The 17141-nt window shown below is 45.3% G+C and carries 19 protein-coding genes and 1 other annotated feature; of the genes, 18 read left to right on the top strand and 1 reads right to left on the bottom strand.

What is annotated here, in order from left to right; all coding sequences use genetic code 11:
• Positions 1–21: 21 nt before the first annotated feature.
• From sigG to ACT89M_RS19710, 10 genes are all read left to right on the top strand, one after another.
• The gene (sigG, locus tag ACT89M_RS19755; protein WP_110898501.1) at positions 22–804 is read left to right on the top strand and encodes an RNA polymerase sporulation sigma factor SigG; all 783 of its coding nucleotides are present in this window, start codon (positions 22–24) and stop codon (positions 802–804) included.
• 218 nt (positions 805–1022) lie between these two features.
• The gene (locus ACT89M_RS19750) at positions 1023–1415 is read left to right on the top strand and encodes a YlmC/YmxH family sporulation protein (protein ID WP_244159411.1); all 393 of its coding nucleotides are present in this window, start codon (positions 1023–1025) and stop codon (positions 1413–1415) included.
• Between the two features lie 54 nt (positions 1416–1469).
• Positions 1470–2369 (top strand): peptidoglycan editing factor PgeF, encoded by a 900-nt coding sequence (pgeF, locus tag ACT89M_RS19745; RefSeq protein WP_154888125.1) that lies wholly within the window; start codon positions 1470–1472, stop codon positions 2367–2369.
• A 6-nt stretch (positions 2370–2375) separates the two neighbouring features.
• Positions 2376–3077: a YggS family pyridoxal phosphate-dependent enzyme gene (locus ACT89M_RS19740; protein ID WP_090923747.1), complete on the top strand. Its 702-nt coding sequence runs from the start codon at positions 2376–2378 to the stop codon at positions 3075–3077.
• The gene (locus ACT89M_RS19735) at positions 3068–3535 is read left to right on the top strand and encodes a cell division protein SepF (protein WP_090923746.1); all 468 of its coding nucleotides are present in this window, start codon (positions 3068–3070) and stop codon (positions 3533–3535) included. Before ACT89M_RS19740 ends, ACT89M_RS19735 begins: the two co-directional genes overlap by 10 nt.
• Before the next feature lie 16 nt (positions 3536–3551).
• On the top strand, positions 3552–3815 hold the full coding sequence (locus ACT89M_RS19730; RefSeq protein ID WP_090923796.1) for a YggT family protein: 264 nt from the start codon (positions 3552–3554) through the stop codon (positions 3813–3815).
• 15 nt (positions 3816–3830) lie between these two features.
• The gene (locus ACT89M_RS19725; protein WP_154888129.1) at positions 3831–4613 is read left to right on the top strand and encodes a YlmH family RNA-binding protein; all 783 of its coding nucleotides are present in this window, start codon (positions 3831–3833) and stop codon (positions 4611–4613) included.
• 240 nt (positions 4614–4853) lie between these two features.
• Positions 4854–5363 carry a DivIVA domain-containing protein gene (locus tag ACT89M_RS19720; RefSeq protein WP_090923744.1) on the top strand — a complete coding sequence of 170 codons (510 nt, stop codon included), beginning with the start codon at positions 4854–4856 and terminating at the stop codon, positions 5361–5363.
• 57 nt (positions 5364–5420) lie between these two features.
• Positions 5421–5712 (top strand) — a binding site (T-box leader).
• 116 nt (positions 5713–5828) lie between these two features.
• Complete coding sequence (gene ileS, locus ACT89M_RS19715; RefSeq protein ID WP_154888131.1) at positions 5829–8927, top strand: isoleucine--tRNA ligase; 3099 nt, start codon at positions 5829–5831, stop codon at positions 8925–8927.
• Positions 8928–9105: 178 nt separating this feature from the next.
• Positions 9106–9471, top strand: a complete 366-nt coding sequence (locus ACT89M_RS19710) for a DUF5665 domain-containing protein (RefSeq protein WP_090923742.1) — start codon at positions 9106–9108, stop codon at positions 9469–9471.
• Positions 9472–9504: 33 nt separating this feature from the next.
• Here the strand turns inward: ACT89M_RS19710 and ACT89M_RS19705 are convergent, their stop codons facing one another.
• Positions 9505–10242: a TraR/DksA C4-type zinc finger protein gene (locus ACT89M_RS19705; protein ID WP_154888133.1), complete on the bottom strand. Its 738-nt coding sequence runs from the start codon at positions 10240–10242 to the stop codon at positions 9505–9507.
• Positions 10243–10475: 233 nt separating this feature from the next.
• Here ACT89M_RS19705 and lspA point away from each other — a divergent pair, with 233 nt between their 5' ends.
• The 8 genes from lspA (at position 10476) to ACT89M_RS19665 (ending at position 17029) form a co-directional block, all read left to right on the top strand.
• Complete coding sequence (gene lspA, locus ACT89M_RS19700; protein ID WP_090923795.1) at positions 10476–10970, top strand: signal peptidase II; 495 nt, start codon at positions 10476–10478, stop codon at positions 10968–10970.
• Between the two features lie 52 nt (positions 10971–11022).
• The gene (locus ACT89M_RS19695; RefSeq protein ID WP_253499985.1) at positions 11023–11925 is read left to right on the top strand and encodes an RluA family pseudouridine synthase; all 903 of its coding nucleotides are present in this window, start codon (positions 11023–11025) and stop codon (positions 11923–11925) included.
• Positions 11926–12035: 110 nt separating this feature from the next.
• Positions 12036–13289 carry an LL-diaminopimelate aminotransferase gene (locus ACT89M_RS19690; RefSeq protein ID WP_090923739.1) on the top strand — a complete coding sequence of 418 codons (1254 nt, stop codon included), beginning with the start codon at positions 12036–12038 and terminating at the stop codon, positions 13287–13289.
• A gap of 180 nt (positions 13290–13469) precedes the next feature.
• On the top strand, positions 13470–14381 hold the full coding sequence (locus ACT89M_RS19685) for a decaprenyl-phosphate phosphoribosyltransferase (protein WP_154888140.1): 912 nt from the start codon (positions 13470–13472) through the stop codon (positions 14379–14381).
• A 33-nt stretch (positions 14382–14414) separates the two neighbouring features.
• Positions 14415–15047, top strand: coding sequence for an HAD family hydrolase (locus ACT89M_RS19680; RefSeq protein WP_253492623.1), 633 nt, complete (start codon positions 14415–14417; stop codon positions 15045–15047).
• A 26-nt stretch (positions 15048–15073) separates the two neighbouring features.
• The gene (locus ACT89M_RS19675; RefSeq protein WP_090923793.1) at positions 15074–15364 is read left to right on the top strand and encodes an EamA family transporter; all 291 of its coding nucleotides are present in this window, start codon (positions 15074–15076) and stop codon (positions 15362–15364) included.
• Positions 15365–15368: 4 nt separating this feature from the next.
• Positions 15369–15671 carry an EamA family transporter gene (locus tag ACT89M_RS19670; protein WP_090923794.1) on the top strand — a complete coding sequence of 101 codons (303 nt, stop codon included), beginning with the start codon at positions 15369–15371 and terminating at the stop codon, positions 15669–15671.
• Positions 15672–15721: 50 nt separating this feature from the next.
• Positions 15722–17029, top strand: coding sequence for a DUF6080 domain-containing protein (locus ACT89M_RS19665; RefSeq protein ID WP_253492625.1), 1308 nt, complete (start codon positions 15722–15724; stop codon positions 17027–17029).
• The last annotated feature ends 112 nt before the right edge of the window (positions 17030–17141 follow it).

The raw sequence follows: 17141 nt of genomic DNA, 5'->3' as shown, positions 1-17141 counted from the left end.
CTCCTTGGGAGGTAAATCACGATGACCCGAAACAAAGTCGAGATTTGTGGCGTGGACACCGCAAAGTTGCCTGTTCTCACCAATATTGAAATGCGGGAATTATTTCATTCCCTTCAGCAGCACCATGATCGCTCAGCAAGAGAGAAATTGGTGAATGGCAATCTGCGTCTGGTACTCAGTGTCATTCAGCGTTTTAACAATCGGGGGGAGTTTGTCGATGATCTGTTCCAGGTTGGATGTATCGGCCTGATGAAAGCCATTGATAATTTTGATTTATCCCAGAATGTCAAATTTTCGACCTATGCAGTACCGATGATTATCGGTGAGATTCGCAGGTATCTGCGTGACAATAATCCGATTCGGGTATCCCGTTCCCTACGGGATATTGCCTATAAGGCGCTTCAGGTTCGTGACAGCTTGACGAATAAAAATTCACGCGAACCGACGATATTTGAAATTTCGGAGGCACTGAATGTGCCGAAGGAAGATGTTGTTTTTGCACTGGATGCCATTCAAGATCCGGTATCGCTGTTTGAGCCGATTTATCACGATGGGGGAGACCCGATCTACGTGATGGATCAGATCAGTGATGACAAAAACAAGGATGTGTCCTGGATTGAGGAGATTGCATTGCGGGAAGCGATGCACCGTCTCGGTCAACGGGAAAAGATGATTTTGTCGATGCGCTTTTTCGAAGGGAAAACCCAGATGGAAGTTGCAGATGAAATCGGGATATCTCAGGCTCAGGTTTCACGTCTGGAGAAATCAGCTATACAGCAGATGCAGAAACATGTAAAGTCGTAGGATGACATTAGACAAGAAAGGCGATCAGTCGGAGAATCATTCCATTGATCGTCTTTTTTGCGCAAAAGGAAGGGAAGCCCCCTAGTCCAGTGTAATCTTGCCCGAGTTGGCTGTTGTAACAAACAAGCGAAAAACAGGACATTTTTCGCCTACAGAACATATATTGGTATAGAGGCATGCTGAACGGACAGATGAGCTGTAAACAGGGGGCGGGTAGAATGAGAGTGAACACGAATGAGGCAACGTCACGAGGTATGAAAATCTCCGATTTTCAAACAAAGGATGTCATAAATATTACGGATGGCAAACGTCTTGGCCAGATCAGTGACCTGGAACTGGATCTTAAACAGGGGCGAATCGAAGCCATTGTTGTTCCAGGATATAGCCGTTTTATGGGGTTGTTTGGAGGAGGGACAGATCTGATTATACCTTGGAGAAATATCGTTAAGATCGGCTCGGATGTCATTTTGGTTAAAATGGATGAGGTGAAAGAACAAGCTTATGATGAGCGTGAGCGAGAAGCAAGATTATATGATGAGCAGCAACAGGGCCGCACGGAGCGTACCGAACGATTGGAACGGCTGGATCGGAGTCAACGGAGAACGATATAAATGAGACAGAATGCACCCGCATTTGGTAAACTGGAAGTTGTGAGGTGATGAAGAATGGAACCCTTTGTATTGAACAAAAATGTCATGAAGGATATAGAAGAGAAAACGTATCATGGTGATCAAGATCCGCTGTTATTATATATTGAACCTTGGAAACGGTTGTTTGAGCGGTTAACGGCGGGATTTACAACCAGACATGGCGGCGTTGGTCAAGAACCGTACGCTACCCTTAATTGTGCGTATCACGTTGGAGATGATGCGGAGGCAGTGCTCCGTAATCGCCGTCTTCTGACGGAGAAGCTTGCTTTTCCGCTGGAGGCATGGACTTGTGGAGAACAGGTGCATGGTAAAGCGGTGGCTGTCATTACAGCTAAAGACAAAGGCAGAGGACTGCTGGATCGTCAATCGGCATTGCAGGATACGGACGGACTGGTTACCAATGTGCCTGGTGTACTGCTGACTTCGTTTTATGCTGACTGCGTTCCCTTATATTTCTATGATCCGGTGAATCAGGCTGTAGGTCTTGCTCATGCAGGATGGAAAGGGACTGTGGCGGGTATTGCCGTCTCTATGGTGGAAACGATGGAGCGGGAGTATGGAAGCCGGAGAGAGGACATTCGTGTGGCTATTGGTCCCTCCATTGGGGATTGCTGTTATGAAGTGGATGAGGCTGTTATGCGGCATGTTCGGGTTTGGCTGGATGAACCTCAGGGTAATGATGAATACAAGTATTCTGCTTCAAAGCGCATATATACACCTGTTGCGAACGGAAAAACGATGTTAAACTTGAAAGAATGTAATCGACACATTATGATGAAAGCAGGAATATTGCCGGATCATATCGAATGTACAACATGGTGTACAAGTTGTCATCCCGAACTATTTTTTTCCTATCGTAAGGAAAATGGGGTAACGGGGAGAATGGCAAGCTGGATTGGGCTGGAAGAGAGGTGACCCTCTGTGTCATTGGAGGAGCGTATACAACAAGTGAATCAGAAGATTGAAGATGCGTGTAAGCGCAGTAACCGCCCTTTTGAGGATGTGAATGTGATTGCGGTCACGAAATATGTCTCATTGCAAACGACGGGTGCTGTGCTGGATCATGGTCTTGAGCATATTGGAGAAAATCGCTGGCAGGATGCACAGGCGAAATGGGAAGCCTTTGGTCAGAAAGGCACGTGGCATTTTATTGGTCATTTGCAGACGAACAAGGTGAAAGACGTCATCGGCAAGTTTGCGTACATCCATTCACTGGATCGATTGTCACTTGCCAAAGAGCTGGATAAAAAAGCTGCTTCACTTGGAATTAAGGTGAACGCGTTTATGCAGGTGAACATTTCAGGTGAAGAGAGCAAGTATGGTCTGCAACCTGAACAGGCAAGTTCTTTTCTGAAGGATATTCAATCGTTCAACAACCTTAAGGTCATTGGTCTGATGACAATGGCGCCTCATGAGGAAGATCCAGAGTTGACGCGTCCTGTATTTCGAGGTTTGCGTGAGCTGAGAGATGATTTGAATGGACAAGCATTGACAGCTGAGCCCATTACCGAGTTGTCTATGGGCATGTCCAACGATTTCGAAGTGGCCATTGAAGAAGGAGCAACCTGGGTGCGGCTTGGATCAATTCTCGTAGGAAAAGAGGAGGGAACACGATGGGCGTAATGAATAAGTTTATGAATTTCCTGGGACTTCAGGAAGAGGAAGAGATTGTAGAGCGGGAGCGTCTTGCTGCACAGGAAGAACACGAACCTGAACAGCAGGAAAATGAAACCTCTGCACTTGATAAACGTAGAAACCAAAGGGGTAATAATGTGGTTAGCATTCATTCCCAGAAAAATGTAAAAGTTGTCCTTTATGAGCCTCGTTCTTATGACGAAGCACAAGAGATTGCCGACCATCTGCGGTCGCATCGTACCGTTGTTGTGAATCTGCAACGAATCCGTCAGGATCAGGCTTTACGTGTTATTGATTTTCTAAGCGGTACGGTATATGCATTAGGCGGCGGTATATCTAAAATTGGCGGCAACATTTTTCTCTGTACGCCAGATACGGTTGAAATTCAGGGAACCATTACGGAGATACTGGCTGACAGCGAGCAAGATTATAACAGAATGAGGTGAGCCTTTTTTGTATCAGATGATTGAAGGTATATTGGGTACGCTATACCAGATTTATTTTTACATGGTTATTGTCTACATATTGATGTCATGGCTTCCCAATGCACGGGAGAGCTTCATCGGTGAATTGTTAGGCAAATTTGTAGAGCCTTACTTAAGTCCTTTCCGCCGGTTTATTCCGCCTCTGTTCGGTGTGCTGGATATTTCCCCGATCGTCGCGTTGCTTGTTCTTCGACTGGCGCTGGTTGGGTTACTCTCTATAGTTCAGTATTTGACATTTTAAGTTAGGGTGACATAGATGAGCGGTGATATGTACGAACATTTTAGCCATGATGAGCGGGACTTTGTAGATAAAGCCAACGATTGGGTTGAACGGGCGAGCAAGGTTCATGATATGAAGCTCACCGATTTCCTTGATCCAAGACAGGTGTTTATTCTGCAATCCTTGGTCAATCGTAGCCAAGACGTTCAGGTTCGTTTCGATGGCGGATATGAAGCTGCTGAACGTAAGCGTGCATTGATTGCTCCTGATTATCGTTATCTGGATGAAGAAGATATGGGGATGCAGGTCCTCAGCATTACGTCTGACGATCAGAAAATCTCGGAACTGGAGCATGGGGACTATATGGGTTCCCTGCTCGGTCTCGGGATGAAACGAGGCAAGATTGGAGATATTCAAGTGCTGGAGGATGGCTGCCATACTGTAGTGGCAGCAGAGACCGGCGCTTTTTTATCGCTTCAATTGAATCAGGTGCATCGGTTGCACGTATTTACAGAACTACTGCCATTGAATCAGATGAAATGGTCTGCGACGAAATTGGACACTATAGATATTACCGTTGCCTCGATGCGACTGGATGGTATCTGTGCAGATGTGCACCGATTAAGCCGTAGCAAAATACTGATTCCAATTAAAGCAGGACGCTGTAAAGTGAACTGGAAAGTGGTGGAAGACCCCTCAAAGCCGCTTAAGGCAGGAGATGTGGTATCCATTCAAGGATTTGGTCGTTTTAAGGTGCTTGAACAGGAAGGAATGACCAAAAAGGGACGTTGCCGGGTAAAGATCGGTAAATTTGCTTGATGTTATTGCAGGATAATCCGAATTCTTGTCGAAATGTTAAACGTAAAGGTAAAAAAATATCCGGTGTTTCCGATATACATTAAAGTACAAGATGTGGATCTCTGCAGATCGTGAGAGCAGATTCTGCTATTCCGTAAAAAGTTACCAGTTCAGGTTTCTTTCTTACGGCCCCTTGGGTGGAACCCATATGCTGCAAACCTTCTCTATAGTGAGAAGGAATTTTTACAGGAGGTGGACAGCATGCCATTAACGCCGCTGGACATACATAACAAGGAATTCTCCCGACGCTTGCGTGGGTATGACGAGGATGAAGTCAATGAATTCCTGGATCAAGTCATCAAAGATTACGAAGGCGTCATTCGCGAGAACAAGGAGCTGAGCAATCAGTTGCTGTCCGTTCAGGAGAAGCTGGATCATTTTGCTACCATCGAGGAGACTCTTAGCAAAACGATCATCATTGCGCAGGAAGCTGCTGACGATGTGAAGAATAACGCAAAGAAGGAAGCTCAGTTAATTGTGAAGGAAGCAGAGAAAAATGCAGACCGAATCGTTAACGAAGCGCTTGGCAAGTCCCGTAAGATTGCTTTGGAAGTGGAAGAACTGAAGAAGCAGGCATCCATCTATCGTGCGCGTTTCCGTACGCTCGTTGAAGCTCAGCTTGAATTGCTGACACAGGATGGCTGGGAAGCACTGGAGAGCCGTGAGCAGGAAGTGCGTGACCGTGAGCGGGAGATGAAAGAGATTTATTAGTCTGCTGCCCGGTTGACTTTTGCGGGTAAAGAAGCTATAACTATATTCATATTGAATAGTGATTCCATGACGGGCTCAGTACGTTATGATCTCATCCCTCAGAGAGTTGGTGTCTGGTGCAAACCAACGGATGAGTTATAGCCGAATATCCTCCCGGAGAAGTGACGCTGAAGCGGTGAATGCATTGCCGTGTGTAAGCTGAACCGTAAGCCGTACGTTATAACGGTACCCTGCAGTAGTTTAGCGGGGCTTAAGCGCTGTTGATGACAGAGCATACTCGGGGTAACCTGAATGTGGTTTGTGATGAACAGAATTAGGGTGGTAACGCGAGATGAACCTCGTCCCTTTCCAGGGATGAGGTTTTTTTGTGTTCTAAAACGGTGAGCGGAATCTATGAGCTACGATGGTGTATGTTTAATGTTTTACAATCGATTCATCTTAACAACAGAAAGGAAGTCGAACAGCATGCAACGAGTTGATGTCAAAGAAAAAGCACGTGCAAGAGAACTGCGTGTGTTAGATAAATGGAAAACGGAGAATACGTTTAAACGCTCCATTGAGAACCGGGAGGGCAAGCCGAACTTCGTATTTTATGAAGGCCCACCTACAGCCAATGGTAAACCACATATCGGTCACGTGCTTGGTCGTGTAATTAAAGACTTTGTTGGACGTTACAATACGATGAAGGGTTACCGCGTTGTGCGTAAAGCGGGATGGGATACACACGGCTTACCTGTAGAGCTTGGAGTTCAGAAAAAATTGGGTATCTCCCACAAGTGGGAAATCGAAGATTATGGCGTGGAGAAATTTATCAACGAATGTAAAGCAAGTGTTTTTGAATACGAGCAGCAATGGCGTGATTTGACGGAAGGGATCGGATACTGGACGGATATGAACAATCCGTACATCACTCTCGACAACAACTACATCGAAAGTGTGTGGAACATCCTAGCGACGATCCATGAGAAAGGTTTGTTGTACCGCGGTCACCGCGTAAGTCCATACTGCCCTTCTTGCCAAACAACATTGAGTTCGCATGAAGTTGCACAAGGATACAAGGACGTTAAAGATTTGAGTGCGACGGCAAAATTCAAGCTGGATGACAGTGGCGAATTCGTATTGGCCTGGACGACGACCCCTTGGACATTGCCTTCTCACGTTGCACTTGCTGTAAACCCGGCAATGGACTACTCTCGTGTACGTCAAAATGATGAAGTGTATATCATGGCGACGAACTTGGTGGAGAAAGTTATGAAAGATAGCAAAGGCGATTATGAGATCATTGGTGCACTGAAAGGTGCAGACTTGGTAGGTAAAACGTACAGCCCGCCATTTAACTACGTAGAGGCCGAGAAAACCAACATCATTCTGGGGGCAGGATTTGTTACAGACGCAAGTGGTACGGGTATTGTTCACATGGCTCCTGCACATGGTGAAGATGACTACCGTGTCTGCCGTGAGAATGGCATCAGTTTTGTGAACATGGTTGACCTGGAAGGCAAGTTTGTAGCACAAGTTACTGATTTTGCAGGTCGTTTCGTGAAGGACTGCGACATCGACATTGTGAGATACTTGTCTGAGCATGGCCGTCTGTTCAGCAAAGAGAAATATGAGCACAGCTACCCGTTCTGCTGGCGGTGTGATACTCCACTTCTCTACTATGCTATGGACAGCTGGTTTATCCAAACAACAGCAATCAAGGATCAGTTGATTGCAAACAATAGTGAAGTGGAATGGTATCCGGGTCATGTGCGTGAAGGACGATTTGGGAAGTTCCTTGAGGATCTCGTGGACTGGAATATCAGCCGTGACCGTTACTGGGGAACACCGCTTAACATCTGGGTGTGTGAAGAGACAGGCGAACAGTTTGCTCCTCATAGCATTGCTGAGTTACGTGCGCGTGCGGTAGGCGATGTGCCGGAAAACCTCGAGTTGCATAAGCCGTATGTAGATGAAGTGAAGGTGCTCAGCTCTTGCGGCAAATACGAAATGAAGCGTACACCTGAAGTCATCGATGTATGGTTCGACAGCGGCTCCATGCCGTTTGCGCAGCAACATTATCCTTTTGAAAATAAAGAAGTGTTTGAGCAGCAATATCCTGCAGATATGATCTGTGAAGGGATTGACCAAACGCGCGGCTGGTTCTACAGCCTGCTCGCGGTATCTACACTTTTGACAGGCAAAGCGCCTTATAAAGCTGTTATGGCAACAGGACACGTACTGGACGAAAATGGCCAAAAGATGTCCAAATCCAAAGGTAATGTTATCGATCCTTGGGAAGTTATCGAGGAGTACGGTACGGACGCATTCCGCTGGGCGTTGTTGTCTGACAGTGCACCGTGGAACAGCAAACGTTTCTCCAAAGGCATCGTAGGAGAAGCGAAGTCCAAAATGGTGGATACGCTGGTGAACACTCATGCATTCCTGACGCTGTACGCAACGATCGATGGATTCGATCCACAGGAGCATCCATTCCAAGTGTCTGCTCACAAATTAGATCGCTGGATTCTGTCCAGATTGAACAGCCTGATCCTTGTGGTAGAAAAAGCATTGTCCGTGAACGACTACCTGAACTCTTCCAAAGCGATCGAAGCCTTTGTAGATGAGCTCAGTAACTGGTATATCCGCCGTTCCCGTGATCGCTTCTGGGGAAGTGGTTTGACAGAGGATAAACTGGATGCGTATCGTACCCTTACCGAAGTGCTCGTGACTACAGCGAAGCTGGTTGCGCCATTCACTCCAATGCTGGCTGAGGATATTTACCTCAACCTGACAACGGGCGAAAGTGTGCATATGGATGACTATCCTGTAGCGAATGAAGCATTAATCGATGCGGCTTTGGAGCAAGATATGGAAACAGCTCGCCGCGTTGTTGAGCTTGCTCGTAACGTTCGTAACGAGACTGGTATCAAAACGCGTCAGCCATTGTCCGAGTTGATCGTATCCCTTGACAAAGGCTTTGATCTGGCAAGTTATGAAGAGATCATCAAGGAAGAGATCAACGTCAAAGGAATTCGTACAGAGCATAACGATGCCGAGTTTGTTGATTTTACACTCAAGCTGAACCTTAAAGTCGCGGGTAAAAAATACGGCAAAAACGTAGGTTTCCTGCAAAACTTGTTCAAAGGCATGACGGCAGATGAGACCCGTAAAGTGGTAGCGGAAGGTGCATTTAACGTCGTTTCTCCGGAAGGCGAGGAACTACAGGTGACGGATGAGGAGTTGCTGGTTGAGAAACAGGCTAAATCGGGCTTTGCTTCTGCATCCGGTTATGGTTTGACGGTAGCCCTCAACACAGAGATCACAACGGCGCTGGAGCAAGAAGGCTGGGTTCGTGAAGTGGTTCGTGCGGTACAGGATACTCGTAAACGTCTGGATCTGCCAATCGAGAAAAGAGTGCGCCTGACGCTGGATGTGGATGCCGATCTTCAAGCAGCTATTGAAGCATTTGACGATGTTCTGCGTGAAAATGTACTGGTGACTGACGTGACATTTGGTAAGGTGGATGGCATGGAGCAAGTAGAAGCCGGAGGCAAAGGCATCGGAATCTTTATTGAAGCGTAGTGAACAAGAATAAGTAAGATTAAAATAAATGAGCCACAGCTAAGGGGCAATTCCTGAAGCTGGGCTCATTTGTTTTTGTTTGTTTTTCCACAGATCGGGCAATGATTAAATTGTGCAGTTCTTTTTAAAAAAGTAACAGTTCGTTTGATCTATATTGATGCAAGGATTGGAGCGAAACATGAGCAAACAGGATAAGTCAGCTGAGTCCAGTGCAACAGAAACAGCGGAAATAGCTAAGGTGGACACACCGCATGATAAAATTGAAGAATTACATACGTTAACCAACCGTCTTGCGAGTGAGCTGGAGCGTTCACGTATTGCCCAATATACGGAATTGCTAAATCGGCCGTGGAAGCTAATTGGGCTGAATCTCTTGTCCGGTGCAGCCAGAGGTGTAGGAATTGCCATCGGATTTACTTTTTTCGCGGCCACCATTATCTATGTGTTACAGGTTCTTGGTGCATTAAACCTCCCTATCGTCGGAGATTATATTGCTGATATTGTACGAATCGTACAAAGGCAGCTTGATATGAACACGTATTGAAAAATAAGGCCTGTAGATGGCTCACCTGTAAACTCAATACGTGTCATCATCATCTGAGTCGGGTTCAAGTAATCCTAAGCCCTCACCCTTCTCCAGGTATTGTCGGTACTGACGATTACGTACAATCGAAACATCGTGACCGTAAATATCCGTTGCGACAAAGCTTTCGTAAGCCTCCACAAAGCCGTCCAGCTCTTCCGTAGCTTCAATAGCCATCACATCATAGCTGTCGATATTACCGTTTTCCGCCATTGCCGGGGAATTCGAGTTGCCCCAACTCTCCACGATCTGCCAAGCGTCTTCGCCGTCAAAACCATTCTGATCATCCCGCTCGTCCAGACTGGTACGTCCAAATGATGGGGCGAGGAACTCTTCTTCCACAGGCCGATTCTCGGAAACGATGGTTTCCGGTTGATGCTTTTTACAGTACTTTGTGTATGGAACGGCCTCCATACGCTCATAAGGGATCGGTTGCTGGCAGACAGCGCATGTACCGTAATGACCTTCTTCAATCGAGTGCAAGGCGGAATCAATACGTTCGAGTTGAAATTCATCATGCTCCAGCAAGGAGATGTCTTTTTCTCGTTCATATACCTCTGTGGCAAGATCACCAGGATGATTATCAATCGGTGACAGTTCACCTGTTTGTAGTTTTAATGAGTCTCCAAGGCCGTAGTGTTCGTTCTCTGACAACCGGTGTTCGATATCCCGTTTATCTGACAATAGCTGGGAACGCAATGATTGCATTTGCTCGGTTGTAAAATGTGACATGGCTTTCCCCTTTCTATTCCATTTGGAATCCGGTTTTTTCTCCATTCTAGGATGTGCCTTTTGGAGCAGGATTACAGAAGGCAAATGTTATCGGTTTTTCCAATCCGCCTAAGCCAATATTGCTTCGCAAGGTTGCCACGTCATGGACGATCTCTGAATAGCTGTGCTACAATAAATAAGTCTGGCGAATGCTTGGTATCGCTGGAAAAGACAAGAACGGAGTGACAACAAACGTGGTGTATTATATCCTTGCTTTTATCGTATTTCTAGTGGATCAGGGAACAAAGTATCTGATTGCTACCCGGATGGAGCTTAGAGAAGAAATTCCGGTCATTGGTAATTTTTTTGTCATCACTTCCCATCGAAATTCAGGTGCAGCGTTTGGTATCCTGCAGGATCAACGCTGGTTCTTTATTGTGGTGACCATTATTGTGGTTGTCGCCTTGATTTGGTATTTGCAAAAAGTAAAAGATACCCCGCACAAATTGCTACCAGTAGCGCTTAGCCTAGTGCTTGGAGGAGCGATTGGTAACTTCCTTGACCGTGCGTTGACGGGGGAAGTTGTAGACTTTGTGCAGCTTAATTTTGGGAGTTACACGTTTCCGATTTTCAACATTGCTGACTCGGCCATCTGTATCGGGGTAGCTTTGATTATTGTGGAGACATTATTGGAAGGACGTCGTGAAAAAGCGGCCGCGAAGATTGAAGGGAATGAGCATCATGAGTAATTTGAATGAGGAACAACGCAATAACGATGAGCAATTTAATGGCGAGGAACGTATGGAATGGATCGTTGCCGCTGAACATAAGAAGGAACGTGTGGATAAATATATTACAGATGCTGTAGATAACGTGTCTCGCTCGCAAGTGCAACTATGGATTGCAGATGGGGCAGTTACAGTCAATGGTACTCTGGTGAAGTCCAATGCGAAGCTGTCAGAAGGAGATCAGATCGTATTACAGATTCCCGAGCCTGCTGCGGTGGAGATTATTGCGGAAGATATCCCGCTTGAAGTGGTTTATGAAGACAGTGATCTGATTGTCATTAACAAACAACGTGGACTGGTCGTACATCCTGCACCGGGACATACATCAGGAACACTTGTGAACGCTCTAATGTACCATTGCAAGGATCTTTCCGGTATTAACGGAGAACTGCGTCCAGGGATCGTACATCGGATTGACAAGGATACGTCAGGCTTGATTATGGCGGCCAAAAACGACCGGGCGCATGCTTCACTAGCTGCCCAGTTGAAGGAGCACAGTGTGAACAGGCGTTATATTGCACTCGTTCATGGGCATCTCAGTCATGATCAAGGTACCATCGATGCACCGATCGGAAGGGACACGAATGATCGTAAAATGTACACAGTCACCGAACGTAACAGCAAACATGCAGTGACTCATTTTACAGTGACGGAGCGCATCAACGATTATACCTTGCTCGAGTTAAAGCTCGAAACAGGGCGTACCCATCAGATCCGGGTGCATATGAAATTTATCGGTCATCCTCTTGTTGGTGATCCGACGTACGGGCGGAACAAAGGTATCAAAATGAATGGACAGGCTCTGCATGCGGCAACACTTGGTTTTGTGCATCCTTCCACAGGAGAATACATGGAATTCAGTGCACCGATTCCGCAGGATATGGAAGATGTACTCGCTTCGCTGAGAAGCCGCTGACCTTTGAAGAAAGTACAAATGTTCGGATATTTTGTCCATGGTGTTGAATGCTCAAATGCTTCATATTAAAACATGAGAAATTTGCGTCAAAATGAGGAGATGAACACATTATGAGTATCGATAAATATCAGGAAACGTATATCCAAACTAATTTTGCCGACCGTATCGGCGGCTCCAACTATGGTAAAGACACGAACATCTATAAATTCGAAAAAATCAAACGTGCGAAAGCTTCGGCCAAAAAAGACTTTCCCGATGTCGAACTGATTGACCTTGGGGTTGGTGAACCCGACGAGATGGCTGACGCAGGCATCGTTGCTGCACTTGCTGCAGAAGCGGCTAAACCAGAGAACCGCGGGTACGCCGATAATGGTATTCCTGAATTCAAAACAGCCGCAGCTGCTTACCTGAAAAACGTATTTAACGTGGATGGTATTGATGCGGATACAGAAATCGTACATTCCATCGGTTCCAAACCGGCTTTGGCAATGTTACCTTCTTGCTTCATTAATCCAGGTGATGTAACGATTATGACTGTGCCTGGTTATCCTGTAATGGGCACACACACGAAATATTTGGGTGGAGAAGTATTCAATATTCAATTGACCAAAGAGAACAACTTCTTGCCTGATCTGACAGCTATTCCTGAAGATATCGCTAAACGTGCAAAATTGCTTTATCTGAACTATCCAAATAACCCGACTGGTGCTAGTGCAACAGTGGAGTTCTTTACAGAGGTCGTTGAATGGGCGAAAAAATACAATGTCGTTGTTGTGCACGATGCTCCATATGCAGCATTGACGTATGATGGCAAAAAGCCTTTCAGTTTCCTTTCTGTACCAGGAGCCAAAGATGTAGGTGTAGAACTGCACTCTCTCTCCAAATCTTACAACATGACAGGTTGGAGAATTGGCTTCGTAGCCGGTAATCCTCTCGTTGTCAAAGCATTCAGTGATGTGAAGGACAACAACGATTCCGGTCAATTCATCGCGATTCAGAAGGCAGCGGCTTACGGATTGAATCATCCTGAAATTACGGAGAAAATTGCAGAAAAGTATTCCCGCCGTCACGATATGCTGGTTGCAGCACTCAACGAGCTGGGCTTCCAAGCAGAGAAACCAAAAGGTTCTTTCTTCCTTTATGTTGAAGCACCAAAAGGTGTGGTCGGTGGACGTCGCTTCGAGTCAGGAGAAGACTTCTCCCAATTCCTGATTCGTGAGAAGCTGATTTCATCCGTGCCTTGGGATGATGCAGGTAACTTTGTTCGTTTCTCCGTTACATTCATTGCGAGTGGCGAAGAAGAAGAGAAACGTGTTATTGCTGAAATCAAACGTCGTCTGAGTGACGTAGAGTTTGAATTTTAATTCAAACATGCGTTAATATAGACTATAAAGAGTAAAAAGAGACCGGAAACGGTCTCTTTTTTATGTCAAAATATATCCTTTATCCTCTTTACAAAAATAACCAAGCAACTTATGATTAAGTCTTTACGTTATTTGTATAGACTAATCCGTTAGAATTGTTGTTGAAGGGAGTTATTGCTATTGTTTTCATCACGGCAAGATACCGCGTCTTCTGCTGTAGGTAATGCTGGAACCGTTTCTGGTTTATTTAAATTGCTAAGGCCTAAACAGTGGACAAAAAATTTGCTGTTATTTGCAGCATTGTTATTTTCATTTGAGGAAATCCGAACGGAGACCATTGTTTCAACAGTGATTGGCTTTCTGTTATTTAGCCTTGTTGCAGGATGTGTGTATATACTGAACGACTATGTAGATCGGGAACGGGATAGGCAACATCCGACTAAGCAATTCCGTCCAATCGCTTCAGGGCAGGTTAATCCTACACATGCAATAGTATTCGGAATGGCTCTCCTTGTGTTTTCCTTGGGAGCTGCTTTTGTGATGAATCCGTTGTTCGGTGTATTGTGCATTGTGTATTTCCTACTGAACGTATCTTATTCTTTTGTACTGAAACATCTCGTTATTCTGGATATGATGACCATTGCGGCAGGTTTTGTGCTTCGTGCAATTGCTGGTGGTGTATTGATTCATGTGCCGTTCACCCCTTGGTTTCTGATTTGCACGATGTTGTTATCGCTGTTCCTTGCGATTGGTAAACGGAGAAATGAACTTACATTGCTCGAAGGCAACACAGGATCACATCGTAAAGTGCTGGATAATTACTCGATAACGTTACTGGATCAGTTCAACACGATCGTCACGACAGCAACCATCATCAGTTATTCACTGTTCACCTTTACGTCAGATCGCACTATTCATCTGATGTGGACCATTCCACTGGTGATTTATGGCATGTTCCGGTATTTGTATCTGATCCATATGAAAAATCAGGGCGGATCACCGGACCGGGTTTTATTTGAGGACAAGCCTATCCTGATTACGGTTATTTTGTATGTAGTGAGTGTGATTACGATTTTTGCCATTTTCGAATGATCATAGAGAGATTTAGTATAGAGGGGGATCAGGGTGAAACGAACGAAGGTTGCGATCTTTGATATCGATAAAACGATTATACGCAGTGACTCCATGTTTCAATTTGTATTTTATAGTGTGCGACGTTATCCTTGGCAAGTATGGCGTCTGCCTGTCATTGCATTTCATACCTTCCTATTCAAAGCGGGTATTATGACGGTTGAACGAGTTAAACGTTCCTATTTTCAAGAAATCAAACGTATGTCTGAAAAAGACCTGGAGCATTTTTTCGATACCCACCTCCGAACTTCCATATTTACGGAGGCGAGTGTAGAGATGCAACATCGGAAGGAAGCTGGATATCACGTGTTGCTCGTAACGGCTTCTCCGCATGCGTATATGAAGTATTTCAAAAATTTCCCTTGGGTCGATCATGTGATCGGAACCGAACTTGTTCGACATGAGAATGGTTATACCTGCATCATTGAAGGTGCCAATTGTAAGGGAGAAGAAAAGGTACGCCGGATTCAAGCTTATTTGGCCGAGAAAAACATGGAAATTGATTATGAGCAATCCTGCTCCTACTCCGATTCTTTATCTGATCTTCCCGTCATGCAGCTTGTGCGTCAGCGGTATTTTGTAAATAAACGTGTTCCTGAGATGGAGGCGTTGACGTGGGGGAAATAGGTTCACGTCACACCGGCAAATGGTTGATGCTGGCTTCTGCTTTCCTGACGGCGACAGGGCAATTGTTCTGGAAGTGGGGATTGACGGAGTGGATCTACATGGGTGTGGGTTTTCTATGTTACGGCATGGGAGCCATTTTGATGATTAAGGCATTCGCGCGCGAAAAGCTCTCGGTAGCCTATCCGCTCATGTGTGCCAGTTATGTTTTTGCTTTAATCTATGGATATTTCTTGCTTGGTGAAGAAATTACGGTACAAAAGCTTGCGGCTGTTGTGCTCCTGGGAATCGGGGTGACGTTAACCAGTGTGGATCGATAGTTGGATGATTGCTGTGTTAATCGTGATGACCCTATGCGGAGCGATGGGCGGGGCTGGGTTGAAATTTTACGCAACGAGTCGTAAACGACTACATGTGCTGATCGGACTTGGTTTTTATGGAACGGGTGCACTGCTTAACATTGTGTTACTGAAGTTTCTGCCTTTAACCGTGGTGTTGCCTGCGAACGCTTTAACCTACGTCTGGACCCTTATTATTGCAAGGTGGGCTTTTAAGGAGACGGTAGGACCAATGAGATGGATCGGCGTTATCTGTATAATGGGCGGGCTATGCTTGCTGGTACTCTAGACCGGATTTTATATTTCTAATCTTTATCATTAACTATTGGATGTGAACGCATGAAATTTCTAGATTACATATTTTATGACCGTAGAGTGACTTGGACTGCTTTTGTTTTGTTCGCCGGTTTTGCTCTTTTTTATGGTTTGATGAATGGTTCTTATATTATGTATATCAGTCAAAACGCAGAGATGCTGGGAAAATATACACCGTTTAATACAGCGGTATTTCCACTTAACCTGTTTAATTTTGATCCTTCGATGTATTACGGAGATAACAGTTCTTCGGTTATTCACCCCTTAATATCTTATTTGGCGGTTACGCTCGGAGCTATTTCCAAGCTGCTGGGGGGCAATTGGTTTTTTCTGATTTTACAATCCCTTGTGAATGCAGGTTCAGTTGTTCTGGTTTTTATTTTTCTTAGCCAAAATGAAAAGAAATCTACACATACACCGTTGTTGTTCGCGTTGCTGTTTGGGTTCAGCTCGTATTTAATGTTTACGGCCTTTATCCCGGACTCGTATCCGTATGTGCAGTTTGTTATTCTTCTGTCTGTTCTGTACTTGCAGTATTCGCGGGCACAGCAGGACGTCCGTTATGTCCCGAATGCACTACTTGCGACAATTAACTTTGGATTAACTTCGACTAATATCGTACCGTTTGCCGGAGCTGTCTTCTTTAATATGCAGGCATGGCGTAGTAAGGCAGGTTGGAAAAAATATATCGGCATTATGTCACTCGCCGTACTGATGATTCTGGTGTTAACAGCCATTCAGTATGTTGCATTTGGCGGCCGAAGCTGGATAAGCAACTGGTTGTTAGGTATTCAAAATGGGGGCACCAGTTATGCGACACCTTTCCAGTGGGCGGCACATTATAAAGCGTTGGTATTGCTGACCATCAATCCGATGTTATCTCCCCAAGTATACTTGCTTGATCCGGGTATGGTCGCATTTGTCACAGACCTTACCCGCTCTAATCCGCTTTATGTTCAAATTACGGGTATATTTCTTTTGTTCCTTGCGCTAGCAGGTTTCATTCGTGGTATACGCGAGCGTAGTGTGTGGACGTTAATGCCGTACATTATATTTGCTTTCCTGCTTCACCTTGTTGTAGGATTCGGGCTGGCTGTGTATCAGTATGATATGTACCTGTATGCCGGACATTATTTGTTTGCTTTTTATCTGCTTGGTGGTATGTTTATCAGCAGTCTGCGCTCCGGGTTGGGTAAAAAAGTACTGATTGGACTGCTCGTAGCATCCTTGCTCGTCACGGTTGGCAACAACATCTATCGTCATTTCGAAACCCTGTCGACGATTAAACAATCTTATGAACAGCTGGAACAGCAACGTTCAGCACAGCGATGAGCAGATCGGGAAAGAATTGAAAGAACAGCGTGGCACAGCACATGATGATATCCTGTGTAGTAATACAAAAAGAAAAAGGCTTCTTGAACTTACGTTCAAGAGGCCTTTTTTG

The organism is Paenibacillus sp. NN59 (assembly GCF_057597225.1).
The sequence above is the reverse complement of the archived record's forward strand: the minus strand, read 5'-3'. Positions and strand labels throughout refer to the sequence as shown.

Excerpts from the sequence above, each read along its gene's own strand:
- sigG (WP_110898501.1), top strand. The coding sequence starts at position 22 with ATGACCCGAAACAAAGTCGAGATTTGTGGCGTGGACACCGCAAAGTTG.
- ACT89M_RS19750 (WP_244159411.1), top strand. The coding sequence starts at position 1,023 with ATGAGAGTGAACACGAATGAGGCAACGTCACGAGGTATGAAAATCTCC.
- pgeF (WP_154888125.1), top strand. The coding sequence starts at position 1,470 with ATGGAACCCTTTGTATTGAACAAAAATGTCATGAAGGATATAGAAGAG.
- ACT89M_RS19735 (WP_090923746.1), top strand. The coding sequence starts at position 3,068 with ATGGGCGTAATGAATAAGTTTATGAATTTCCTGGGACTTCAGGAAGAG.
- ACT89M_RS19730 (WP_090923796.1), top strand. The coding sequence starts at position 3,552 with ATGATTGAAGGTATATTGGGTACGCTATACCAGATTTATTTTTACATG.
- ACT89M_RS19725 (WP_154888129.1), top strand. The coding sequence starts at position 3,831 with ATGAGCGGTGATATGTACGAACATTTTAGCCATGATGAGCGGGACTTT.
- ACT89M_RS19720 (WP_090923744.1), top strand. The coding sequence starts at position 4,854 with ATGCCATTAACGCCGCTGGACATACATAACAAGGAATTCTCCCGACGC.
- ileS (WP_154888131.1), top strand. The coding sequence starts at position 5,829 with ATGCAACGAGTTGATGTCAAAGAAAAAGCACGTGCAAGAGAACTGCGT.
- ACT89M_RS19710 (WP_090923742.1), top strand. The coding sequence starts at position 9,106 with ATGAGCAAACAGGATAAGTCAGCTGAGTCCAGTGCAACAGAAACAGCG.
- ACT89M_RS19705 (WP_154888133.1), bottom strand. The coding sequence starts at position 10,242 with ATGTCACATTTTACAACCGAGCAAATGCAATCATTGCGTTCCCAGCTA.
- ACT89M_RS19695 (WP_253499985.1), top strand. The coding sequence starts at position 11,023 with ATGGAATGGATCGTTGCCGCTGAACATAAGAAGGAACGTGTGGATAAA.
- ACT89M_RS19690 (WP_090923739.1), top strand. The coding sequence starts at position 12,036 with ATGAGTATCGATAAATATCAGGAAACGTATATCCAAACTAATTTTGCC.
- ACT89M_RS19675 (WP_090923793.1), top strand. The coding sequence starts at position 15,074 with ATGCTGGCTTCTGCTTTCCTGACGGCGACAGGGCAATTGTTCTGGAAG.
- ACT89M_RS19670 (WP_090923794.1), top strand. The coding sequence starts at position 15,369 with ATGATTGCTGTGTTAATCGTGATGACCCTATGCGGAGCGATGGGCGGG.
- ACT89M_RS19665 (WP_253492625.1), top strand. The coding sequence starts at position 15,722 with ATGAAATTTCTAGATTACATATTTTATGACCGTAGAGTGACTTGGACT.